The organism is Micromonospora sp. NPDC047467, assembly GCF_040643095.1.
Taxonomy (GTDB): domain Bacteria; phylum Actinomycetota; class Actinomycetes; order Mycobacteriales; family Micromonosporaceae; genus Micromonospora.
Genome location: NZ_JBEYTO010000006.1, coordinates 325,108 through 347,271, shown reverse-complemented (window position 1 = coordinate 347,271; position 22,164 = coordinate 325,108). Strand labels below are relative to the sequence as shown.

Below are 22,164 nucleotides of genomic sequence, written 5' to 3'. Positions count from 1 at the left end.
GGGGCGTGAACTTCGACGCGTACGCCCGGACCGGCGTTGACCTGGTCAACGCCCGCCTGGACGACCTCGACGACCTGCGGGCCCTCTTCACCGACGACCATTCCTGGATGAGCGACGAGGTCGTGGAACGGGATGTGGCGATCTTCCGGCGGGCGCAGAAGCGGCTCCGGGACGTCTTCGAGTACGGCACCTCGGGGCGCGACGCCCAGGCGGTGACCGAACTGAACGCGCTGCTGGAGGCGTTCCCCGTCCAGCCGCGCATCTCCGGGCACGACTCCAGCGACTGGCACATGCACGTGACCAGCCGGGGCGCGTCGGTCAGCGCCGAATACCTGGCCGGCGCGGTCTGGGGGCTGTCGGTGTGGCTCTGCGAGTACGGCAGCGCCCGGTTCGGCGTCTGCGCCGACGAGCGGTGCGGCAACGTCTATCTGGACACGTCGTCCAACTGCTGCCGGCGGTTCTGCTCCGAGCGCTGCGCCACCCGCTCGCACGTGGCGGCGCACCGGGCTCGGAAGCGGGCCGCGATCGGCGAGCAGGTGACGGTCGCCCCGCAGCCGACGGCCGGCGCCGACTCGCTCACCCCGATCAGCTAGCCGCCGGCTGCCCGCCCCGGCCTACGCCGGGTCGGTGCGCCGACCGCGCGGACGCTCAGACGTCGACCGGGGACGGCGTGCTCAGGTGCTGGCGGGCGAACTCCAGCGCGGCGCGCAGATCCGCCTCGCGCACCGCGCGGCTCTTCGCGCCCCGCGTCGCCACCTCCACCGCCACCGAGCCGGTGAAGCCCCGCCCGGCCAGGGACGAGAGCAGCTCACCGCAGGGCTGGGTGCCACGCCCGGGCACCAGGTGCTCGTCGCGGCCCTCGCCGGTGCCGTCCCCGAGGTGCACGTGGACCAGACCGTCACCCATCCGGTCGGCCATCTCCAGCGGGTCGCTGTGCGAGGCCGCGCAGTGCGACAGATCCAGGGTGTACGACGCGTAGCCGGCGTCGGTGGGATCCCAGCCCGGCACGTACGGGACGAACTGACGACCCGCCATCCGTACCGGGTACATGTTCTCCACCGCGAGGTGCAGCCCGGTGAACTGGTCCGCGACCGTGGCGAGCCCGTCGACGAACCCGCGTGCGTAGTCGCGCTGCCAGGTGAACGGCGGGTGCACCACGACGGTCGGCGCCTCCAACGTCTCGGCCAGCTCGGCGGCCTTACGCAGTCGCTCCCACGGGTCCGGGCTCCACACCCGCTGGGTGACCAGCAGGCAGGGCGCGTGCACCGACAGCACCGGCACGCCGTAGTGCTCGGAGAGGCCGCGCAGCGCACCCGCGTCCTGGCTCACCACGTCGGTCCAGACCATCACCTCGACGCCGTCGTAGCCGAGCTGCGCGGCCAGTTGGAACGCCGCTGCGGTCGGCTCGGGAAAGACCGACGAGCTGGACAGGAGCACGGGAACGCGGGAAGTCACATCAGCCAGGGTAGCCCGGCTGTCACGGGACCATCAGGACGAGCATCGACAAAACGCCCGTAAGCAGACGCTGCCCTCACATCGGTGCGAGTTGATCGAGCCGGCGGAGGATGACGCCCTCGCGCAGGGCCCACGGGCAGATGTCCAGCGAGTCCAGGTCCAGCTTGCGCATCACCGCCTCGGCGACCACCGCGCCGGCCAACAACTGATGGGCCCGACCCGCGCTGACCCCCTCCAGCTCCATCAACTGGGCCGGCGGGATGTGCCGGATGAAGCCGATGACCTGCCGCAGCCCGGCGCGGGTCAGGCTGCGCCGCGCCCAGAGCCCGGCCCCCGACGGCGCCGCCCCGGCCAGTCGGGCCAGGGTGCGGAACGTCTTCGAGGTGGCCGCCGTCCGCTCCCAGCCCACCTGGGTCATCTGGTCGACCACCTTGTCCAGCCGGCCGTCCACGTACTCCCGCAGCTTGTCGACGGCCTCGGTGGTCGGCGGCGCCGCGCTGCCCGGGTCGACCCGGAGCCGCTCCCGGGTCAACCGGCCGGCCCCGAGCGGCAACGAGATCGCGACGTCCGGGTCCTCGTCGATCCCGGCGGCGATCTCCAGGGAGCCGCCGCCGATGTCGAGCACCAGCAGACGCCCGGCCGACCAGCCGAACCAACGCCGCACCGCCAGGAAGGTCATCCGCGCCTCGTCCGCGCCGGAGAGCACCTCCAGGCGTACGCCGGCCTCGTCGCGGACCCGGGCCAGGACGTCGGCGGCGTTGGTGGCGTCGCGGACCGCGGAGGTGGCGAACGCGATCAGGTCGTCGGCCTCCAGACCGGTGGCCGCAGCCCTGGCCATGCCGACCGCCTTGACCAGGCCGTCCGCACCCGCCTCGGTCAGCGCGCCGTCCGGGCCGATCTGCTCGGCGAGGCGGAGCACCACCTTCTCGGAGTGCGCCGGCCAGGGGTGCGCGCCGTGGTGCGCGTCGACCACCAGCAGGTGCACGGTGTTGGATCCGACGTCGAGGACACCCAGTCGCATGGTGAAGACACTAGGTGCAACATGTTTGCGCGGCTCGCCGGCCCATCAGGGACACCGGGCGTACGCTGGGCCGGGTGACGATGGAGCTCCGCGTGCTGGTGGACGATCCGGGCGACCCGCGCAGCCGCGAGGTGCCGCTGGACTTTCCCCGGGAGTGGATCGAGTTCGCCGATCCGGCCGACGACAACCACCTGATCCGGGCCGACCTGACCTGGCTGCTCTCCCGCTGGACCTGCATCTTCGGCCGGGGCTGCCACGGCATCATCGCCGGCCGGTCCGCCGACGGCTGCTGCTCGCACGGGGCGTTCTTCACCGACTCCGACGACGAGAAGCGCGTCCGCGCCGCCGTCAAGCTGCTCACCCCGTCGACCTGGCAGCATTTCCGGCGCGGGTTCAAGAACTGGACCGACGAGGACACGATCGACGGCAAGAACCCGGCGCGCCGCACCGCCACCCAGGGCGCGGACGGGCCGTGTGTCTTCCTCAACGACGCCGACTTTCCCGGCGGCGGTGGCTGCGCCCTGCACGGTCAGGCGCTGCGCGACGGGGTGCACCCGTTGGACTACAAGCCGGACGTCTGCTGGCAGTTGCCGATCCGGCGTGACCAGGACTGGGTCAAGCGGCCGGACAACTCGAAGGTGCTGGTCTCCACGCTCTCCGAGTTCGACCGGCGGGGCTGGGGTGCCGGCGGGCACGACCTGGACTGGTGGTGCACCTCCTCGACGGACGCGCACGTGGGCGCCGAGCCGATGTACCTGTCGTACGGGCCCGAGTTGACCGCGCTGATCGGTGCGGCGGCGTACGAGCGGCTGGCCGAGCTGTGCGCGGCCCGGGTGAAGCAGGGCATGATCGCCCCGCACCCCGCCGACGAACCCAGCTGAGGGCCGCCCGCGCGCGGCTGGAGGTAGGGGTCGTGAGCCTTTGGAGCTGAATCGCTGACGACATCAACGGATGATTCATCTGCGACATCAGCTCCAAAGACATCCCGCAAGCGCACGCCCCGCCGGTCGCACACGAACGGACGAGACCCCTGCGGATCACGGCTCGAACTTGTAGCCCAGCCCTCGGACGGTGACGATGAAGCGCGGCGCGGACGGCTCCGGCTCGATCTTGGAGCGCAGCCGCTTGACGTGCACGTCCAGCGTCTTGGTGTCACCGACGTAGTCGGCACCCCAGACCCGGTCGATGAGCTGGCCCCGGGTCAGCACCCGACCCGCGTTGCGCAGCAGCAGCTCCAGCAGCTCGAACTCCTTCAGCGGCAGCTGCACCGTCCCGCCCTCGACGGTGACCACGTGCCGCTCGATGTCCATCCGCACCGGGCCGGCGGCCAGCGTCGGGGTGCCGGAGTCGGCCACCTCCGGGCTCTGCCGTCGCAGCACCGCGCGGATCCGGGCGACCAGCTCCCGGGGCGAGTACGGCTTGGTGACGTAGTCGTCGGCACCGATCTCCAGGCCGACCACCTTGTCGATCTCGCTGTCCCTCGCGGTGACCATGATGATCGGCACGGCCGAACGCTGCCGGAGCTGCCGGCAGACCTCGGTCCCGGACATCTCGGGCAACATCAGGTCGAGCAGCACGATGTCGGCGCCGGTCCGGTCGAACTCGGTGAGGGCGTCGGTGCCGGTCGCGGCGACCGAAACCTCGAAGCCCTCCTTGCGGAGCATGTACGACAGGGCGTCGGAGAACGACTCCTCGTCCTCGACCACCAGAACGCGGCTCAACGGGGGGTTTCCTTTCATTGCTGTCAGACCTGCCGTAGCTCGGCCGGACCGGCCTCGATCCCAGCCGGCGGCAGTGTCGCCAGCAGGTCGTCCGGTGGACTTGCGGGCAGCCAGAGGGTGAACGTCGATCCACCCCCAAGAGTGCTCGACACCTCCACCCGACCGCCATGGTTGCTCGCGATGTGTTTCACGATGGCCAGGCCGAGCCCGGTGCCGCCGGTGGCACGCGAGCGGGCCTGGTCGGCCCGGTAGAACCGCTCGAACACCCGGCCCACGTCCGTCGGGGCGATACCGATGCCCTGGTCGGCGACCGCGATCTCGACGTGCTCGTCGCCACTGCGGAGGGTGACACGCACCGTGGTGCCCTCTTCCGAGTAGTTGATGGCGTTGTCCACCAGGTTCGCCACGGCCGTGGCGAGTTGGCTGTCGCTGCCGTAGGCGGTGAGCCCGCGCTCGCCGTCCACCGTCACCTCGACGTTCCGGGCGGCTGCCGTGGTGCGGGTCCGGTCGACCACCTCGGCGATCACCCAGTCGAGCGCGACGGGCTCCGGAGGCGGCTGCGGCTCGGCGCCCTGGAGCCGGGTCAGCTCCAGCAATTCCTGCACCAGTCGGCCCAGCCGGGTCGACTCGTGCTGGATCCGTTCGGCGAACCGGCGGGCGGCGACCAGGTCCTCGGAGAGGTCGGGCGCCGCGGCGCCGGCCGGCTCGGTGGCGTCCAGCAGCGCCTCGGCGAGCAGTTGGAGCGCCCCGATGGGGGTCTTCAACTCGTGGCTCACGTTTGCCACGAAGTCACGGCGTACCCGGGTCAGCCGGTGTGACTCGGTCACGTCGACAGCTTCCACCGCGATGAAGCCGTTGCCGATGCCCATGGCCCGCAGGTGCACGCCGAGCGGGTTCTCCCCCGCGCTGTCGCGGCCCCGGGGCAGGTCCAGCTCGATCTCGCGCCGCACGCCCGTGCGCCGCACCTGGCCGGCGAGGGTACGGATCAGCGGGTGAGCGGCGATCGAACCGGGGGCGCCGCCGGCACGCAGCAGACCCATCGCACGGGCCGCCGGGTTGATCAGCACGGGCACGTCGTTGTCGTCCAGGACCACGACACCGGCGCGGAGCGAATCGATCGTCCGTCGACCGAGCCCGGCCTGCTGCTCGTCGGTTATCGCGGGCCTCCCCCTGCTCCAGCGGGAGCTCACGCTCCCCGTCGACGTGGACCGGGCGTCACGCGCCGGCCGGATCCGGGGCAGCAGGAGGCCGGCGACCAGTCCGGCCACCAACACCACCGCCACCACGACCGCCACTGCCCACTCCACCCGGCGATCGTAGGGTCATTGTTAACCTGGCTACCACACATAACGGGACGAACCACCCTCACTTCCGAAACTGTTCACCCGCACGTCTGGCGTCGTTCATCGTGGTTCATCCGGGATCCGCCCACGCCCCCTACCGTTGGCGTCGCACCTGCTCAGCCCTCCCTGCTCAGCCCCCTGCGCCGGCACCCGTCGGCGGCGACCGACCACAGGACGTGATGATGCGCGACGAGTTCCGGGCCGACCTCCAGATCGTCAGCCAACTGCTGGTGGACATGGCGGAGGGCGTCCGCGCCGCCATGCGCCAGGCCACCCGGGCCCTGCTCACCGCCGACCGGCAGGCCGCCGAGACGGTCATCGAGCGGGACGCCGAGATCGACGACCTCTACCGGCACGTCGAGGAGCGGGTGTGTGACCTGCTCGCCCGGCAGGCACCGGTCGCCTCCGACCTGCGTGCCATGATCACCGCACTGCACGTGGCGGCCGACCTGGAGCGGATGGGCGACCTCGCCGAGCACGTGGCGAAGACCGCGCTGCGCCGGCACCCCTCCCCCGCCGTCCCGGCCGAGCTGCGGACGGTCTTCACCGAGATGTCCGAGATCGCCGACCGGATGGCCGTGAAGATCGGTTCGGTGCTGGCGAAGCCCGACGCCGACCTCGCCAGCGAACTGGACCACGACGACGACGCCATGGACGAGCTGCACAAGAACCTGTTCGCGGTGCTGCTCGGCGACGACTGGCCGTACGGGGTGGAGACCGCGATCGACGCCACCCTGCTGGGCCGCTACTACGAGCGCTTCGCCGACCACGCGGTCAACGCCGGCGAGCACGTGATCTACCTGATCACCGGCCAGAGCACCACCACCAGCTGATCCGCGTGCGAAAGGGCCCCCGGTCGACGCGTCACGCGATGACCGGGGGCCCTTTGCCGACGTGTCAGCGGCCCTGGTTGGCGACCGCCGCGGCGGCTTCCTTCGCTGCTGTGGGGTCGAGGTAGGTGCCGCCCAGGCTGAGCGGACGCAACTGCGGGTCGAGGTCGTAACGCAGCGGGATGCCGGTCGGGATGTTCAGCTTGGCGATCGCCTCGTCGGAGATCTGGTCGAGGTGCTTGACCAGGGCGCGCAGCGAGTTGCCGTGCGCGGCCACCAGCACCGTCCGGCCGGCCAGGATGTCCGGCACGATCGAGTCGTACCAGTAGGGCAGCATCCGGTGGACGACGTCCTTGAGGCACTCGGTGCGCGGCATCAGCTCGGTCGGCAGCAGCGCGTAGCGCGGGTCGCCCACCTGCGACCACTCGTCGCCGTCGGCGATCGGCGGCGGCGGGGTGTCGTACGACCGGCGCCAGAGCATGAACTGCTCCTCGCCGTACTCCTCCAGGGTCTGCTTCTTGTCCTTGCCCTGCAGTGCGCCGTAGTGCCGCTCGTTGAGCCGCCACGACCGGCGCACGGCGATCCAGTGCCGGTCGGCGGCGTTCAGCGCCAGCTCGGCGGTGCGGATCGCCCGGCGCATCACGCTGGTGTGCACGACGTCCGGCAGCAGGCTGTGCTCGCGCAGCAGCTCGCCGCCGCGCCGCGCCTCGCCCTCGCCCTTCTCGGTCAGGTCGACGTCGACCCAGCCGGTGAAGAGGTTCTTGGCGTTCCAGTCACTTTCGCCGTGCCGCAGCAGGACCAGCGTCCCGATGGTGGGCCCCTCGCTCGCAGTCATGCGGATCATCCTGCCTCAACCCGGCACCGGACACGCGGGCACCCGTCGTGACGACCGCCACGTGAAAAAGAAGGTGACCCGCCGATCGGGCCACCACTAGGGTCGTAAGGCGCAACAGTCACTTCGGTCATTACTTGCAAGCGGGGGCACGACGTGCGGACGATGCGGAACTGGTTCCGGGACACCACCGGCGGACTCCCCACCACCTTCTGGTACCTGTGGGCCGGCACCCTGATCAACCGGCTCGGCTCGTTCGTCCTCGTCTTCCTCGCCATCTACCTGACCCAGGAGCGCGGCTTCTCCGCCTCCCAGGCCGGCCTGGTGCTCGGGTTGTGGGGCGTCGGCGGCGCGGTCGGCACCACCGCCGGTGGCACCCTGGCCGACCGGTGGGGTCGCCGGCCGACGCTGCTCACCGCACATGTCGGCGCGGCCGTCATGATGGTCGCCCTCGGGTTGGCCCGGGACCTCTGGGCGGTGGCGCTGGGCGCGCTGCTGCTCGGCATGTTCGCCGAGGCGGCCCGGCCCGCGTTCGGGGCCATGATGATCGACGTGGTGCCGGCGAAGGACCGGCTGCGCGCGTTCTCGCTCAACTACTGGGCGATCAACCTGGGCTTCGCCTGCGCCGCCATCCTGGCCGGTCTCGCCGCGCAGGCCAACTACCTGCTGCTGTTCGTGGTCGACGCGGGGACCATGCTGGTCACCGCGCTGATCATCTTCGTCCGGGTGCCGGAGACCCGCCACGGCGGAGCGACAGTCGCGGCGGTCACGGCACCGCGCGGCGCCCTGCGCACGATCCTCAGCGACCGGGTCTTCCTCGGCTTCGTGGCCCTGAACCTGTTCGCCGCGCTGGTCTTCCTCCAGCACATTTCGATGCTGCCGATCGCCATGGGTGAGTCCGGCCTGAGCCCGGCCACCTACGGCTCGGTGATCGCGCTCAACGGCGTCCTGATCGTCGTCGGCCAACTCTTCGTGCCCCGGCTGATCCGGGGCCGGAGCCGCTCGCACGTGCTCGCGCTGGCCGCCGTGGTGATGGGGGTCGGGTTCGGGCTGACCGCATTCGCCGGCACCGCCTGGTTCTACGGGCTGACCGTGCTGATCTGGACGGTCGGCGAGATGCTGAACTCGCCGTCCAACTCCACCCTGATCGCCGAGTTGTCCCCGGCCGAGCTACGCGGCCGATACCAGGGCGTGTTCTCCCTGTCCTGGCAGATCGCCGGGGCCGGCGCGCCGATCCTCGGTGGCCTGGTCCGTGAGCACGCCGGCAACGCCTCCCTCTGGTTCGGCTGTGCCGCGCTCGGCGTGCTGACCGCGGTGGCCCACCTGGTGTCCGGCCCCGCCCGGGAGCGTCGGGCCGCCGAGCTACGCCGCTCCGGGGCGACGCTGGCACCGGTCGGCGCCCGGCCACCAGCACCACAGCCCGCCGAGTCGGCAGCCTGATCATGTGCGGCGCCGTGACGAACGGCCCATGATCAGGAAACCGACTGGCGCGACCGGGCCTGACTTCCTACCGTCCAGGGGAAACGGTTAGGAAGCTGAACTGTCGGGAGGTCGGGTGCGAGCCCTGCGGCACTGGTGGCACGACACCGCAGGCGGGCTCCCCGCCACCTTCTGGTACCTCTGGGCCGGCCTGCTCATCAACCGGGCCGGCGCGTTCGCGATGCTCTTCCTGCCGCTCTATCTCACCGACGCGCGGGGAGCCAGCGAGTCGCTGGCCGGCACGGTGGTCGGGGCGTACGGAGCGGGCGGCGCGGCCGGGGTGCTGCTCGGCGGGGTGCTGGCCGACCGCTGGGGCCGACGCGCCACCCTGCTCGCCGCCCACCTGGCCACCGCCGCCCTGATGGTGGCGCTCGCGTTCAGCCGCCCCCTGCTGCTGATCGCGGTGCTCTCCGCGCTGGTCGGCGTGGTGCACTCGATGCCCAGCCCGGCCTTTGTCGCGGCGATCGTCGACGTGGTGCCCGCAGAGCGTCGCTCGCGGGCGTTCAACCTCCAGTTCTGGGCGTTCAACCTGGGCATGGCGGTCGCCGCCCTGCTCGCCGGCGTCCTGGCCCAGGCGAGCTTCACCGCGCTGTTCCTCGTCGACGCGGGCGCCACACTGACCGCCGCCGCCGTCATCGGCTGGAAGGTTCCGGAGACGCTTCGCCGCACCGCTGACCTGCGCCCGCCCACCCCGTCGAGGGCGATCCGGCCCCGCCGGCCAGGCCTGCACACCGCGCTCACCGACCGGACCTTCCTGGTCTTCGTCGGGCTCACCTTCGTGCTGGCCGTCCTCACCATGCAGACGTCGACGATCATGCCGCTGGCCATGCGGGCGGACGGTCTGGGTCCCTCGGCGTACGGGGTGGTCGTGGCGCTCGGAGGCGCGATGATCGTGCTGGGGCAACTGTTCGTGCCCCGGCTGATCGACCGGCACCGCAAGCACGTCGTACTGGCGGTCTCCACGGCTCTGCTCGCGATCGGCTTCGGTGTGCTGGCCGTGGCCGACGGGCTGGGCGTCTATCTGGGCGCGGCAGTGGTCTGGACGGTCGGTTCGATGCTCGCCGCCCCACCCAACGCGCAGATCAACGCGGATCTGGCACCGCCGCAGCTACGCGCCCGGTACCAGTCGGTCTTCTACCTGACGTTCCCGGCGGCGGCGTTCGTCGCACCCACGCTGGGCGGAGTGAGCCTGCAACACCTCGGCCACCGGCACTGGCTGATCGTGGGCGGCCTGGGCCTGCTCGCCGCGCTCGGGCACCTGCTGGCCGGGCCGCCCCGGGAGCGGCACGTCGCCGCGCTGCGCCCGGTCGCCGACCGGGAGCCGGCGCCAGCCCTGGACCGGGTGCCGACCGCGTAAGCAAGGCGGTACGACACGCGCAAAGCGCCCACCATGTCCCTAAGGTCATGGTGGGCGCCCGCCGGTGGGGCCGGCGGCGGCGGGCAACACTCACCCCCGTAAGCATCGCCCGCTCACGCCGCCGGTCCAAACAGGTGGGCACCGTCCCCCAACGGTTAATCCACCCGTTCCCTCGCGCCTCGCCTGGTGCGCGGATCTGATCGATCCGCCGCTCCCCCGAACGTTTCCAAGCGTGGCGCGGTGCAATAAAGTTAGTTCGCCCGGATTCTGGGATCAACCCAAATGGGTTGTCTTGCCGATCACAACTGGCGAGTATCCCCAGTCAGGGCCTCGGTCGTTGGCAACAAGCGCGTACCCCTCCGGCATTCCCGTAAACACCTAGCCGTCCTCCCGATCGGGTGACTCGGTCCGGAAGAAGTTGCTCTGCCGGCCGTCGCGCATCTGCTCCTGATAGATCAGGTTCAGCCGCCGCAGATCGAACGTGTGGAACCACTGATCCCAGGTGATCTCACGAATCCGGCTGCTTTCGCGATATCCGGGGATGTTGAAGGTCAAAACACCCGCCCGACCGTCCCGCTCGGTGCCGGCGATGGTGGCAGGCTTCGCGCCACGCTCCCGAGCCCAGCGCTGGATCACCTCGTGGTTCGCGGTGATCAGACTCCGCCCCGGTCGCTCCGGCCGGTCCGCGATCGACGCGATCACCTGCGAACCGCTGACCGATCGCCCGGTGCCCCGTCCGGTCCGGATCCCACCGGCCGCCGTGCCACCGCTGGCCGGACGGCTCGCGGCAGCGCGCTTCGCGGGCGCCGCCCGCTTGGCCGCCGGCCGCGCCGGGGCCTTCTTCGCGGGTGCCTTCTTCGCCGGCGCCTTGCGCGCGGACGCGGTACGGGCCGTCGCCGTCGTACGCGCGGTGGCCGTCTTCTTCGCGGCGGTCGTCTTGCGCGCGGCGGTGGTCTTGCGCGCGGCGGTCGCCTTCGCCCCGGTCGTCGTCTTCCGGGCAGGAGCCGTCTTGCGCGCCGCCGTCGTCGTCTTCCGGGCGGCGACCGTCTTGCGCGCCGCCGTCGACTTACGCGCGGCGGTCGTCTTCTTCGCGGCGGCCCGCTTCGCGGGAGCGCTCTTGTTGGCCGGCGCGGCCTTCGCGCGGCTCGGCGCGGCCCTCGACGCCGACTTCTTCGTCGCGGCGGCACGACCGGCCGACGCCCTGCTGCCGGTGGCCCGACCGGCCGGGCCCGTGCTGCGCCGGCCCGCGCCGCCGCCCTCGGACCGCAGCGAGCGCACCAACTGTTTCACCAGGTCGGGCTTGCGCAGTGCGGAGATCCCGGAGACCCCGCGTTTGCGCAACTGACCGCGGATGTCGTCCACCCGCATCCGGGAGATCTCCGACTCGGAGACCCCGGGAGTACCCGGCGTCTGATTGCCGGCCTGCCGCTTGGTTGTGGTCGCAGTCCCGCCGCGACCTGAGCTGTTCCGCTGAGCCATGGGACGCTCCGCTCCTCGACACTCCGTCCTCGGCGCGCGGGGGTCCCTGTGCCGCACCGCGCGGTGCGGCATACCCGTCAGGAGCAGTCCGAACCACCGGCAACCGACCAGCTGGAATTTGAGCGGTCAGGCCGGGTCGGAGGCAGGCTTCAGGCCGGATCGGGACCGTTGCCGGACGGTTCGAAGAGGTGGGCGAAGGCGGCCAGGTTGGCGGTCGACTCGCCGCGCTTGACCCGCCACTCGTACTCCCGACGGATCGAGCTGCCGAAGCCGATCTCCAGCATCGTGTCGAAGGACTCGTCGGCGTACGTGAGAACGGCACCGAACAACCGGTCCAGCTCGTCGGCGTCCACACCAGCCGGGTTGACCCGCCCGGTCAGGTACACGTCGCCCACCGCGTCGGTGGAGAACGAGACGCCGTACATCCGGGCGTTGCGCTGCAACAGCCAGGCCCACAGTTCCTCGCGCCGCTCGTCGGGCTGGCGCATCACGAACGCCTCGATCCGCAGCGCGTGCTCCCCGACGATCAGATTGCAGATCGTCTTGAGCTTGTGAGTGCCCGGAAGGGTCACCGCGTACGAGCCGGGGCCGGTCGATTCCCAGGCCAGGTCACGCTCGGCACACACCGACTCGATCAGGGACGCGAGATCACTCTTCGGGCTCACCGGCCCCACTCTACGACCGGTCCGGTCGGCGCACCGGATGAGAAACCGGTGCCGTCGTCACCAGGAGCAGGACAGCGCGGGGTCGCCCGCCAGGTCGGCGGCGAGCCGTGCTCGGCGCGTGGCGATCGCCTCGCCGTAGACGTCGAGCAGGCCGGAGACGGTGCGGTCCCAGGAGAAGTGCCGGGCGTGCTGTTCGGCGCCCCGGGCCAGCACGGCCCTGCGGGCTCGGTCGGGAAGCAGGCGACCCAGAGCGCGGGCCCAGTCCACCGGGTCGTGCCCGTCGATGAGCACCCCGCTCACCTGGTCCCGCACGGCCGTGACCAGCCCGCCGACGGCGGCGGCCAGCACCGGCGTACCGCAGGCCTGTGCCTCCAGCGCGACCAGCCCGAAGGATTCGTTGTGCGACGGCACCGCGACCAGGTCGGCGGCCCGGTACAGGGCCGGCAGGTCGTCGCCGGTGCGCGGCGGCAGGAAGCGGACCCGGTCGGAGACCCCCAGCGTGCCGGCCAGCTCGATCAGTGCGGTCGGCCGGTCCAGGCCGCTGCCGCTCGGCCCACCACAGATCGCCACGGTCACCCGGTCGGCCAGGGCAGGGTCACGCTCGCGCAGCGCGGCGACCGCGCGGATCAGCACGTCCGGCGCCTTCAGCGGCTGGATCCGGCCGACGAAGGCCACCACGTACCCGTCGACCGGCAGCCCCAGCCGGCGACGGGCGGACCGGGCGGCCACGTACCTGTCACCCGGCGCGGGCCGGAACCGGGCCAGGTCGACGCCCGGCTGCACGACGGTGACCTGGGCGGGGTCGGCGTCGTACCGCTCGACCAGGTCGCGGGCCTCCACCCGGGTGTTGGCGACCAGCCGGTCCGCCTCCGCGACCACCTGCTCCTCGCCGATCACCCGGGCCTTGGGCTCCGGTCGGTCGTCGGCCGCGAGTTGGGCGTTCTTGACCTTCGCCAGGGTGTGCGCGGTGTGCACCAGCGGCACTCCCCAGCGCTCCTTGGCCAGCCAGCCGACCTGGCCGGAGAGCCAGTAGTGGGAGTGGATCAGGTCGTAGTGACCGGGCGGGCGGGAGGCCTCGGCGCGCAGCACCCCGGCGGTGAAGGCGCAGAGCTGGCCGGGCAACTCCTCCTTGGTCAGCCCTTCCAGAGGGCCGGAGGTGATGTGCCGAACCTGCACACCGGGAGCCATCTCGACCACCGGGGGGAGGTCACCGGAGGTGGCCCGGGTGAAGATCTCCACCTCGACGTTGGCCTCGGCGAGCCGCCGGGCGACTTCCAGGATGTAGACGTTCATCCCGCCGGCGTCGCCCGTGCCGGGCTGGTGCAGCGGGGACGTGTGCACCGACAGGGTGGCGATGCGGCGGGGCCGGGGCCACGGTTGGATACCTCGCTGACGACCGACACCGGTGTGCATTTCCGCCACGTCCGCTCCCTCTGCCACGGTTAATGCCGTCCCGCACGACCGGCGCTTCTCGGTCAACCGGTACGCCGGGTGTCATCTTCCCCACCGGACCACGGAAATTCGTCGGCGCGGGCCGCCGGGGTGACGGACCTCATCACGTCCGCCCCCGTCCTGCCCGTTCACGCTCACATCCACGCCCGCCCGGAACGAGTCGGACGGCCGAGACGACAATGATCCGATGACCTCTGTCGCCATCGTCACCGGAGCGTCCAGCGGGATCGGGGCGGCCACCGCTCGCCGGCTCGCCGCGGACGGTTTCCACGTACTCGCCGCCGCCCGCCGTACCGACCGGCTCGCCGATCTGGTCTCCGAGATCACCTCCGCCGGAGGTCAGGCCACCGCGGTGACCTGCGACGTCACCTCGGACGAGTCGGTGGCCGGGCTCGCCGAGGCGGCGGCGCGGGCACCCGGGCCGGTCACCCTGCTGGTCAACAACGCTGGCGGCGCTCGCGGCCTGGACCCGGTGGAGTCCGGTTCGATCGACGACTGGCAGTGGATGTACGACGTCAACGTGCTCGGCACGCTGCGGGTGACCCAGGCGCTGCTGCCCGCGCTGGAGGCGTCCGGCTCGGGGACCATCGTGGTGGTCTCCTCCACGGCCGGGCTGACCGTGTACGAGGGCGGCGGCGGTTACACCGCGGCGAAGCACGCGCAGACCGCCATCGCGGGAACGCTCCGGCTGGAGCTGTGCGGCCGGCCACTGCGGGTGATCGAGATCGACCCGGGCATGGTGAAGACCGACGAGTTCGGGCTGGTCCGGTTCGAGGGCGACGCGGACCGGGCCGCCGCCGTCTACGCCGGGGTGCCCGATCCGCTGGTCGCCGAGGACGTGGCGGACTGCATCGCCTGGTGCGCCACCCGGCCCGAGCATGTCAACGTGGACCGGCTGGTGGTCCGACCCCGGGCGCAGGCCGCGCAGCACAAGGTGCACCGCGTCAACCCGTGAGGCGTGGGCGGTGAGCCGGGACGGGAGGCCACGATGAGCGGGGCGGCGCGGCGTCGGCCACTCGGCGTGGTCACCCGGGGCACGACCAACCCGAACCGGCTCCGCCGGGTGGACAACTGGATCGTCGCCACCTGCGCCGACCGGCTGCGGGCCGCGGCGGACCCGCTGGTGGTCGATCTCGGCTTCGGTGCCACCCCGGTGACCGCCGTGGAGCTGCGGGCACGGTTGGCCGCCGGGGTCCGTCCGGACGTACGCCTGGTCGGGCTGGAGATCGACCCGGCCCGGGTGGCCGCCGCGACACCGGCCGCCGACCCGCCGGGCCTGACCTTCGCCCGGGGTGGCTTCGAGCTGGCCGGGCTCCGGCCGGTGCTGGTCCGCGCGTTCAACGTCCTGCGACAGTACGACGAGCGCGAGGTGCCCGACGCGTGGCGGACGATGACCGCCGCGCTCGCCCCGGGCGGTGCGCTCGTCGAGGGCACCTGTGACGAGCTGGGCCGGCTCGCGTGCTGGCTGCTGATCGACGCCAACGGTCCTCGGACGCTGACCCTGGCCGCGAAGCTCCCCACCCTGGGCAGCCCCGCCGAGCTGGCCGAACGGCTGCCGAAGGCACTGATCCACCGCAACGTTCCCGGTGAGCCGGTGTACGACCTGATCGGGGCGCTGGACGACGCCTGGCGGGCCGCCGCCCCCTACGCCCCCTTCGGTCCGCGCCAACGCTGGCTGAGATCGGTGACCCACCTGCGCGAGACGGGCTGGCCCATCCTCCACGGCCCGCGCCGCTGGCGTCACGGCGAGCTGACCCTCCCCTGGCCACCGTCCGGCTGACCGGACGGTCCCGCTGGCAAAGGCCGGCTGGTACGGCCCCGCTGGCACGGGTCGGCGGTGGTCAGAGGGCGCAGTTGATGAGGACCGGCTCGGGGTGCAGGGTCACGCCGAAGCGGGCGTGCACCGTGTCGCGGATGGTGTTGGCCAGGGTGAGCAGGTCGCTGGTGCTGGCCGTGCCGCTGCGGTTGGTGAGGGCGAGGGTGTGCTTGCCGGAGATGGCCGCGCCGCCTGGGCCGGGGTGCCCCTTCGTGAAGCCGGCCTTGTCGATCAGCCAGGCCGCGCTCACCTTGACCGTGTCGTCGCGCCCGGGCCAGGCGGGTGGCTCGCCCAGGTCGGTCGCGCGCTCCCGGAGCAGCTCGTACGTCGCCCGGTCGAGCACCGGGTTGGTGAAGAACGAGCCGACCGAGCGGGCGTCCGGATCGGTCGCGTCGAGCACCATGCCCTTGCCGGCGCGCAGTCGCAGCACCGCCGCCCGAGCGTCGGCCAGCGGCACCTGGTCGCCCACCTCGACACCGAGCGCCCGAGCCAGCTCGGCGTAGCGTACCGGCCCGGAGAGCGGTGACCTGGCCAGCCGGAAGTCGACCGACAGCACGATCCAGCGGGTCTGGTACTTGAAGATGCTGCCCCGGTAGGCGAACCCGCAGTCGACGGCCGGGATTGCCTGACGGGTGCCGGCGACCCGGTCGTACACCTCGACCCCGCTGATCGTCTCGGCGACCTCCTGGCCGTACGCGCCGACGTTCTGGATCGGGGTGGCGCCGGTCGAGCCGGGGATGCCGGAGAGGCATTCCAGACCGGCCCAGCCGTTGGCCACGGTGGCGGCGACCAGGTCGTCCCACGGCTCACCGGCTTCGACGCGTACCGTGACCGACCCGGCGTCCTCGGCGACGACCCGCAGGCCCCGGGAGCGCACCAGCACGACGGTGCCGGGAAAGCCGGCGTCACCGATCACCACGTTGCTGCCGCCGGCCAGGATCAGGACCGGCTCGCCCGCGAGCTGGACCGCCCGCACCAGCTCGTCGGCGTCGCTCGCTGCCACGATCCGCCGGGCCGGGCCGCCCATCCGCAGCGTGGTGTGGTTGGCCAGTGGACCAGGGATGGCACGATCGGCTTCGGTTGTCTGCTGGGCATGGGCGTCTGACACGTATCTCACCTTAGGCTGATGTGCAGCCGCAGCACCCACTGGTCGCTCGGCACCCCCGGGAGGATGGCGATGAGCAGACTGCAGGGCAGCAAGGATTTCTGGATCGGGGCGCTCCGGACCGAGGGTCCGGCCTTCGCCGCGGCGGTCGCCGAGGCACCGCCGGAGACACCCGTGCTGTCCTGTCCCGGCTGGACGGTCAATGATCTCACTCTGCACCTTGCCGGCATCTACCACTGGGTGTGTTCGTTTGCCGGGTCCGGCGAGACGAGCGCGCCGCCGGCCCGCCCGCAGCCGCCGGAGGTGGCGCCAGGGCTGAGCTCTCTCCAGTTCTGGCAGCAGGGGTACGACAAGCTGCTGACGCTCTTCGACGGGCTCGACCCGGAGGCGCCGGCGTGGAACTGGGCACCGCAGCCGAAGAGGGCGGGCTTCTGGCCGCGCCGGATGGCGCACGAGACGGCGGTGCACCGCTGGGACGCCCAGCTCGCCATCGGCGCTGGCGACCCGATCGAGGCCAAGCTGGCGGCCGACGGGGTGAGTGAGGTGCTGGACACCTGGCTGCCGTCGGGCCGGGGTCGGGTGCCGGGCGGCCAGTGGCACGGGGTGGTGCAGCTCGCGTCGACCGACGCGGACCAGCAGTGGTTCCTGCGGCTGCGCGGCGAGGGGGTGGCGCTGCTCGACACGGCGACCATCTTCGACCACGACGACCACCACGCCCGAGCGCAGGCCAGCGGCACCGCGAGCGACCTGCTGCTGGCGCTCTGGGGCCGGGTCAGCTTCGAGACGCTCGACGTGACCGGCGATTGCGCTCTGCTCGACGGCCTGCGTACCCGCTGACCTGGTAACGGGCCGATCCGGCTCGACGAGGGCGTCACCCCGACGGGGTGGCGCCCTCGTCGCGTATCCGGGGGTTGGTCAGAAGCCGAGAGAGCGCTCTCTTGACAGAGGGTCGAGGAGACACCACCCTGTCGTGAGAGCGCTCTCTTGGCTATCTGCCATCACCTGACCACCTTGAGAGAGGTCCATATCCCATGGCTGTCTTCCCACGCCGCCGCCTCGCCGCGGTGGCCGTCGCCGCCGCAACCGCCCTGCTCGTCACCGCCGGCTGCGGCGGTGGCGACGACGCCGAAGGAGACGGGCCGGTCACGCTGACCGTCGACGTCTTCGGCCAGTTCGGTTACGAAGAGCTCTACCAGGAGTACATGGCCGCGAACCCCGGCGTGAAGATCGTCGAGCGGGGCACCGGCACCAACCTCGACGAATACTCACCGAAGCTGACCCAGTGGCTCGCCGCCGGCCGGGGCGCCGGTGACGTGGTGGCCATCGAGGAAGGCCTCCTGGTCGAGTACAAGGCGAACCCCAACAACTTCGTCAACCTGCTGGACCACGGCGCCGCCGACCTCAAGGGCAACTTCCTGGAGTGGAAGTGGAACGCCGGCCTGACCGCCGACGGCAAGCAGCTCATCGGCCTCGGCACCGACGTCGGCGGCATCGCCATGTGCTACCGCAAGGACCTCTTCGAAAAGGCCGGCCTGCCCACCGCGCGGGACGAGGTCTCCAAGCTCTGGCCGACCTGGCAGGACTACATCGCCACCGGCGAACGGTTCGTCGCGGCCAAGACCGGGGCGTCCTTCCTCGACGCGGCCACCAACACGTTCAACACCATCCTGCTCCAGACCGCCGGTAACACCACCGGCTACAGCTACTACGACACCAGCGGCAACCTGGTCGTCGACAGCAACCCGGCCGTGCGGCAGGCCTGGGACACCACCATGGACATCGTCGACTCGGGCCTCTCCGGCAAGTACGGCTCCTGGTCGGAGGAGTGGGTGTCCGCCTTCAAGCAGTCGAAGTTCGCCACCATCGCCTGCCCCGCCTGGATGACCGGGGTCATCGAGAGCAACGCCGGCGCGGGCGCCCAGGGCAAGTGGGACATCGCCCAGGTGCCCGGCAACGGCGGCAACTGGGGCGGCTCGCACCTCGCCGTGCCCAAGCAGAGCAAGCACCAGGCCGAGGCGATCGAGCTGGCCAAGTTCCTGACCAGCGCCAAGGGCCAGATCGGCGCGTTCAAGGCGAAGGGTCCGCTGCCCTCCTCGCCGCAGGCGCTCGACGACCCGGCGATCTCGGGCGCGACCAACGCGTACTTCTCCGGTGCGCCGGTCGGCACGATCTTCGGCGCCGGCGCGAAGAGCCTCAAGCCGGTCTACATGGGCCCCAAGAACCAGGCCGTCCGTACCGAGGTGGAGAACGCCGTGCGGACCGTGGAGCTGGGCCAGCGCAACCCCGGGCAGGGCTGGACGGACGCGGTGACCAACGCCAAGAAGGCCGCCGCCAAGTAGCCCGAGCGTGCGGGCGGGCCCCCGGCCGCCGGAGGCCCGCCCGCACCGTGAGAGGAGTTCCCGGGCATGACCGTCCAGCTCGATCCCCGCCCGCCAGCCGTACCGGCAACCGGGCCCCACCGCCGATCGACGGGTCGGCTCAGCCGGCTCGACACCCGCTACTCGCCGTACCTCTACATCGCCCCGTTCTTCCTGCTCTTCGCGGTCTTCGGGGTCTACCCACTGGCGTACACCTTCTGGGTGTCGCTGCACGACTGGGACCTGCTCGGTTCCGACCACCCGTTCGTCGGCATGGAGAACTACACCCGGCTGCTCGCCGACGTCGACTTCTGGCACGCGCTGGTCAACACGCTGGGCATCTTCGTGATCTCCACCGTCCCGCAGTTGCTCGCCGCGCTCTGGCTGGCCAACCTGCTGAACCGGGGACTGCGCGCCCGCACCGGCTGGCGGATGGCGGTGCTCGTCCCGAACGTCACCTCCACCGCCGCCGTGGCGATCGTCTTCGGGGTGCTCTTCGGCCGCGAGTTCGGCATGATCAACTGGATGCTCGACCTGGTCGGGATCGACGCGATTGAGTGGAAATCCAACCGGTTCGCCTCCTGGGTGGCCATCTCCGCCATGGTCGACTGGCGGTGGACCGGCTACAACGCGCTGATCCTGCTCGCCGCGATGCAGGCCATCCCCCGCGACCTGTACGAGGCGGCGGCGATCGACGGCGCCAGCCGGGCCCGACAGTTCTGGTCGGTCACCGTGCCGATGCTCAAACCGACGATCCTCTTCTGCACCATCATCGCCACCATCGGCGGGTTGCAGCTCTTCACCGAGCCCCGAATGTTCAACTCCGGCACCAACCCGATCCGGGGCGGACCGCTGCGCGAGTCGCAGACCCTGACCATGTACATGTTCGAGAACGCCTTCGCGCCGCACTACAACTTCGGCTACGGCTCGGCGGTCGCCTGGCTGCTCTTCGCGCTCATAGCGGTCGTCGCGGCGGTCAACGTGCTGGTGCTGCGCCGGCTGGGCGGTTCCCGGCCGGGAGCCCGGAAGGGAGCCACCCGATGAGCCGACTCTGGCGGGCCAGCCCGCTCACCTACCTGGCCCTGGTGGTCGCCGCCGGCCTGTCGATCTTTCCGATCTGGTGGATGTTCGTCGTCGCCAGCCGCACCAACGACGCGATGGGCCAACTCCCACCCCCGATCACCCCCGGCGGCAACCTCGGCGCGAACATCTCCCGCCTCTTCGACAACACCGACGCGTACTTCCTTACCGGCCTGATCAACTCGACGGTCGTGGCCACCACCGTGACCGTATCCGTGGTGTTCTTCTCCAGCCTGGCCGGTTTCGCCTTCGCGAAGCTGCGGTTCCGGGGTCGCAACGCGCTGCTGCTGGTCATCATCGCGACGATGATGGTGCCGACCCAGCTCGGCGTGATTCCGCTCTACATGCTCATGAGCAAACTCCAGTGGAACGACCGGCTGCCCGCCGTGATCGTCCCGGTGCTGGTCACCGGGTTCGGCGTGTTCATGATGCGGCAGTACGCCGGCCAGGCGATCAGCGACGAACTGATCGAGGCCGCCCGAATGGACGGCTGCGGCACGGCCCGGGTCTGGTGGCACGTGGTGGTGCCCGCGCTGCGCCCGGCCGCCGCCGTGCTCGGTCTACTCACGTTCATGACCACCTGGAACGACTTCCTGTGGCCGTACGCTGTGCTGAACGACCCGGCGAACCCGACCGTGCAGCTCTCCCTGCGAGCGCTGTCGGACGGCTACTACCAGGACATGTCCCAGGTGTTCACCGGGACGGCCATCGCGACGCTACCCCTACTGCTGGTCTTCGTGCTGTTCGGCCGGCAGATCATCGGTGGGATCATGGAAGGTGCGGTCAAGGCGTGAACGAACTCCGGTTTCCCGAGCATTTCCTCTGGGGAGCGGCCACCGCCGCCTACCAGATCGAGGGCGCGGCCCGCGACGACGGACGCGGCCCGTCCATCTGGGACACCTTCAGCCGCACACCCGGCAAGGTCTACCAGGGTCACACCGGCGACGTCGCCTGCGACCACTACCACCGGTACGTCGACGACGTGGCGATCATGGCCGAGCTGGGGCTGCGGGCGTACCGGTTCTCGGTCGCCTGGCCCCGGATCCAGCCCGACGGCAGCGGCCCGGTCAACCCGCGCGGGCTGGACTTCTACGACCGGCTCACCGACACCCTCCTCGCCCGGGGGATCGACCCGATCGTCACCCTCTACCACTGGGACCTGCCGCAGGCCCTCGGCGACCGCGGTGGCTGGACCAACCGGGAGACCGCCGAGCACTTCGCCACGTACGCCACCGCCGTGTACGCCCGCCTCGGCGACCGGGTGGACGTGTGGACCACGCTCAACGAGCCGTGGTGCTCGGCGTACCTCGGCTACGGCAACGGGGTGCACGCCCCGGGCGAGCAGAACCCGGCGGCGGCGTTCACCGCCGTACACCATCTGCTGCTCGGGCACGGCCTGGCGGCGCGGGCGCTGCGGTCGGCCGGCGCACGCAGTGTGGGCATCACCCTCAACCCGGCCGACGTACGGCCGGCGGACCCGCAGAGCGCGGCCGACGCGGCCGCCGTCCGCCTCGTCGATGGCCTGCACAACCGGATCTTCCTGGACCCGCTGCTGGCCGGCGGCTACCCGGACGACGTACGGGAGCACGTGGCCCGCATCGTCGAGCCGACGTTCATCCGGGACGGCGACGAGAAGCTGATCGCCGCCCCGATCGACCTGCTCGGGATCAACTACTACGCACCCACCTACGTCGCCGGTCGACCCGACGGCGAGGGCAACGGCGCGTACCCGGGCACCGAGGGCGCGGTGCACTTCCTGCCGCCGGCCGGGCCGCTCACCGACATGGGTTGGATGATCGAGCCCGCCGGGCTGACCCGGCTCCTCGAACGGATCGCCACCGACTACCCCGGGGTGCCGCTCCTGATCACCGAGAACGGCGCGGCATTCCCCGACAAACCGGGCGTCGACCAGGCCGACGGGCCGGGACAGGTGATCGACACCGACCGGATCGCCTACCTCGACGGGCACCTGCGGGCCGCGCACGAAGCGATCTCCCGGGGCGTGGACCTGCGCGGCTATCTCGTATGGTCGTTCCTGGACAACTTCGAGTGGGCGGAGGGTTACCGCAAGCGGTTCGGGATCGTGCACGTCGACTACCTGACCCAGCGGCGCACACCGAAGGCCAGCGCCCGGTGGTACCAGGAGGTGATCTCCCGGAACGGGCTGTGACG

21 protein-coding genes are annotated in these 22,164 nt (G+C 71.3%); 12 read left to right on the top strand and 9 right to left on the bottom strand.

The window, feature by feature from the left end:
* The first annotated feature begins 5 nt into the window (after positions 1-5).
* Positions 6-593 (top strand): CGNR zinc finger domain-containing protein, encoded by a 588-nt coding sequence (locus ABZ780_RS19315; RefSeq protein ID WP_357010397.1) that lies wholly within the window; start codon positions 6-8, stop codon positions 591-593.
* A gap of 55 nt (positions 594-648) precedes the next feature.
* Here ABZ780_RS19315 and ABZ780_RS19310 read toward each other — a convergent pair whose 3' ends face one another.
* Together ABZ780_RS19310 and ABZ780_RS19305 are read right to left on the bottom strand one after the other, a co-directional pair.
* Positions 649-1,455 (bottom strand): sugar phosphate isomerase/epimerase, encoded by an 807-nt coding sequence (locus ABZ780_RS19310; protein WP_357010394.1) that lies wholly within the window; start codon positions 1,453-1,455, stop codon positions 649-651.
* A gap of 76 nt (positions 1,456-1,531) precedes the next feature.
* Complete coding sequence (locus tag ABZ780_RS19305; protein ID WP_357010391.1) at positions 1,532-2,476, bottom strand: Ppx/GppA phosphatase family protein; 945 nt, start codon at positions 2,474-2,476, stop codon at positions 1,532-1,534.
* 80 nt (positions 2,477-2,556) lie between these two features.
* On the opposite strand from ABZ780_RS19305, the gene ABZ780_RS19300 reads away from it, so the two are divergent.
* A complete protein-coding gene (locus tag ABZ780_RS19300) occupies positions 2,557-3,357 on the top strand; it encodes a hypothetical protein (protein WP_357010722.1) in 801 nt (266 codons plus the stop codon).
* Positions 3,358-3,513: 156 nt separating this feature from the next.
* Here ABZ780_RS19300 and ABZ780_RS19295 read toward each other — a convergent pair whose 3' ends face one another.
* Both ABZ780_RS19295 and ABZ780_RS19290 read right to left on the bottom strand, forming a co-directional pair.
* The gene (locus tag ABZ780_RS19295; protein WP_357010388.1) at positions 3,514-4,197 is read right to left on the bottom strand and encodes a response regulator transcription factor; all 684 of its coding nucleotides are present in this window, start codon (positions 4,195-4,197) and stop codon (positions 3,514-3,516) included.
* A gap of 23 nt (positions 4,198-4,220) precedes the next feature.
* The gene (locus tag ABZ780_RS19290) at positions 4,221-5,504 is read right to left on the bottom strand and encodes an ATP-binding protein (protein ID WP_357010385.1); all 1,284 of its coding nucleotides are present in this window, start codon (positions 5,502-5,504) and stop codon (positions 4,221-4,223) included.
* A 218-nt stretch (positions 5,505-5,722) separates the two neighbouring features.
* Here ABZ780_RS19290 and phoU point away from each other — a divergent pair, with 218 nt between their 5' ends.
* Complete coding sequence (gene phoU / locus ABZ780_RS19285; RefSeq protein ID WP_357010382.1) at positions 5,723-6,373, top strand: phosphate signaling complex protein PhoU; 651 nt, start codon at positions 5,723-5,725, stop codon at positions 6,371-6,373.
* Between the two features lie 64 nt (positions 6,374-6,437).
* On the opposite strand, the gene ABZ780_RS19280 is transcribed toward phoU, so the two are convergent.
* The gene (locus tag ABZ780_RS19280) at positions 6,438-7,205 is read right to left on the bottom strand and encodes a phosphoglyceromutase (RefSeq protein ID WP_357010379.1); all 768 of its coding nucleotides are present in this window, start codon (positions 7,203-7,205) and stop codon (positions 6,438-6,440) included.
* Between the two features lie 153 nt (positions 7,206-7,358).
* Here ABZ780_RS19280 and ABZ780_RS19275 point away from each other — a divergent pair, with 153 nt between their 5' ends.
* Both ABZ780_RS19275 and ABZ780_RS19270 read left to right on the top strand, forming a co-directional pair.
* Positions 7,359-8,642: an MFS transporter gene (locus tag ABZ780_RS19275; protein ID WP_357486855.1), complete on the top strand. Its 1,284-nt coding sequence runs from the start codon at positions 7,359-7,361 to the stop codon at positions 8,640-8,642.
* 115 nt (positions 8,643-8,757) lie between these two features.
* Entirely contained in the window at positions 8,758-10,038 is a 1,281-nt protein-coding gene (locus tag ABZ780_RS19270) for an MFS transporter (RefSeq protein WP_357486853.1), read from the top strand.
* Positions 10,039-10,416: 378 nt separating this feature from the next.
* Here the strand turns inward: ABZ780_RS19270 and ABZ780_RS19265 are convergent, their stop codons facing one another.
* The 3 genes from ABZ780_RS19265 to mshA all read right to left on the bottom strand — a co-directional run bounded on the left by ABZ780_RS19265 (position 10,417) and on the right by mshA (position 13,604).
* Entirely contained in the window at positions 10,417-11,406 is a 990-nt protein-coding gene (locus ABZ780_RS19265; protein ID WP_357486851.1) for a hypothetical protein, read from the bottom strand.
* A gap of 260 nt (positions 11,407-11,666) precedes the next feature.
* Complete coding sequence (locus ABZ780_RS19260; protein ID WP_357486849.1) at positions 11,667-12,182, bottom strand: YbjN domain-containing protein; 516 nt, start codon at positions 12,180-12,182, stop codon at positions 11,667-11,669.
* A 57-nt stretch (positions 12,183-12,239) separates the two neighbouring features.
* Positions 12,240-13,604, bottom strand: coding sequence for a D-inositol-3-phosphate glycosyltransferase (gene mshA, locus ABZ780_RS19255; protein ID WP_357010369.1), 1,365 nt, complete (start codon positions 13,602-13,604; stop codon positions 12,240-12,242).
* A gap of 217 nt (positions 13,605-13,821) precedes the next feature.
* Here mshA and ABZ780_RS19250 point away from each other — a divergent pair, with 217 nt between their 5' ends.
* Positions 13,822-14,589, top strand: a complete 768-nt coding sequence (locus tag ABZ780_RS19250) for an SDR family oxidoreductase (RefSeq protein WP_357010366.1) — start codon at positions 13,822-13,824, stop codon at positions 14,587-14,589.
* A gap of 33 nt (positions 14,590-14,622) precedes the next feature.
* Positions 14,623-15,414 carry a class I SAM-dependent methyltransferase gene (locus ABZ780_RS19245; RefSeq protein WP_357010363.1) on the top strand — a complete coding sequence of 264 codons (792 nt, stop codon included), beginning with the start codon at positions 14,623-14,625 and terminating at the stop codon, positions 15,412-15,414.
* A gap of 61 nt (positions 15,415-15,475) precedes the next feature.
* Here the strand turns inward: ABZ780_RS19245 and ABZ780_RS19240 are convergent, their stop codons facing one another.
* Positions 15,476-16,558, bottom strand: coding sequence for a UDP-N-acetylmuramate dehydrogenase (locus ABZ780_RS19240; protein WP_357486847.1), 1,083 nt, complete (start codon positions 16,556-16,558; stop codon positions 15,476-15,478).
* Positions 16,559-16,627: 69 nt separating this feature from the next.
* Here ABZ780_RS19240 and ABZ780_RS19235 point away from each other — a divergent pair, with 69 nt between their 5' ends.
* The 5 genes from ABZ780_RS19235 (at position 16,628) to ABZ780_RS19215 (ending at position 22,162) form a co-directional block, all read left to right on the top strand.
* Positions 16,628-17,392, top strand: coding sequence for a maleylpyruvate isomerase family mycothiol-dependent enzyme (locus tag ABZ780_RS19235; RefSeq protein WP_357486845.1), 765 nt, complete (start codon positions 16,628-16,630; stop codon positions 17,390-17,392).
* Between the two features lie 194 nt (positions 17,393-17,586).
* Entirely contained in the window at positions 17,587-18,894 is a 1,308-nt protein-coding gene (locus ABZ780_RS19230; RefSeq protein ID WP_357010355.1) for an extracellular solute-binding protein, read from the top strand.
* A gap of 66 nt (positions 18,895-18,960) precedes the next feature.
* Entirely contained in the window at positions 18,961-19,956 is a 996-nt protein-coding gene (locus tag ABZ780_RS19225; RefSeq protein WP_357486843.1) for a sugar ABC transporter permease, read from the top strand.
* On the top strand, positions 19,953-20,786 hold the full coding sequence (locus tag ABZ780_RS19220) for a carbohydrate ABC transporter permease (protein ID WP_357010349.1): 834 nt from the start codon (positions 19,953-19,955) through the stop codon (positions 20,784-20,786). Before ABZ780_RS19225 ends, ABZ780_RS19220 begins: the two co-directional genes overlap by 4 nt.
* Entirely contained in the window at positions 20,783-22,162 is a 1,380-nt protein-coding gene (locus tag ABZ780_RS19215; protein ID WP_357486841.1) for a GH1 family beta-glucosidase, read from the top strand. The genes ABZ780_RS19220 and ABZ780_RS19215 overlap by 4 nt, the downstream gene beginning before the upstream one ends.
* Positions 22,163-22,164 lie beyond the last annotated feature (2 nt).

Coding starts and splice junctions, on each gene's coding strand:
- ABZ780_RS19220 (WP_357010349.1), top strand. CDS start 19,953: ATGAGCCGACTCTGGCGGGCCAGCCCGCTCACCTACCTGGCCCTGGTG.
- ABZ780_RS19300 (WP_357010722.1), top strand. CDS start 2,557: ATGGAGCTCCGCGTGCTGGTGGACGATCCGGGCGACCCGCGCAGCCGC.
- ABZ780_RS19235 (WP_357486845.1), top strand. CDS start 16,628: ATGAGCAGACTGCAGGGCAGCAAGGATTTCTGGATCGGGGCGCTCCGG.
- ABZ780_RS19250 (WP_357010366.1), top strand. CDS start 13,822: ATGACCTCTGTCGCCATCGTCACCGGAGCGTCCAGCGGGATCGGGGCG.
- ABZ780_RS19305 (WP_357010391.1), bottom strand. CDS start 2,476: ATGCGACTGGGTGTCCTCGACGTCGGATCCAACACCGTGCACCTGCTG.
- ABZ780_RS19280 (WP_357010379.1), bottom strand. CDS start 7,205: ATGACTGCGAGCGAGGGGCCCACCATCGGGACGCTGGTCCTGCTGCGG.
- ABZ780_RS19245 (WP_357010363.1), top strand. CDS start 14,623: ATGAGCGGGGCGGCGCGGCGTCGGCCACTCGGCGTGGTCACCCGGGGC.
- ABZ780_RS19265 (WP_357486851.1), bottom strand. CDS start 11,406: ATGCGGGTGGACGACATCCGCGGTCAGTTGCGCAAACGCGGGGTCTCC.
- ABZ780_RS19230 (WP_357010355.1), top strand. CDS start 17,587: ATGGCTGTCTTCCCACGCCGCCGCCTCGCCGCGGTGGCCGTCGCCGCC.
- ABZ780_RS19225 (WP_357486843.1), top strand. CDS start 18,961: ATGACCGTCCAGCTCGATCCCCGCCCGCCAGCCGTACCGGCAACCGGG.
- phoU (WP_357010382.1), top strand. CDS start 5,723: ATGCGCGACGAGTTCCGGGCCGACCTCCAGATCGTCAGCCAACTGCTG.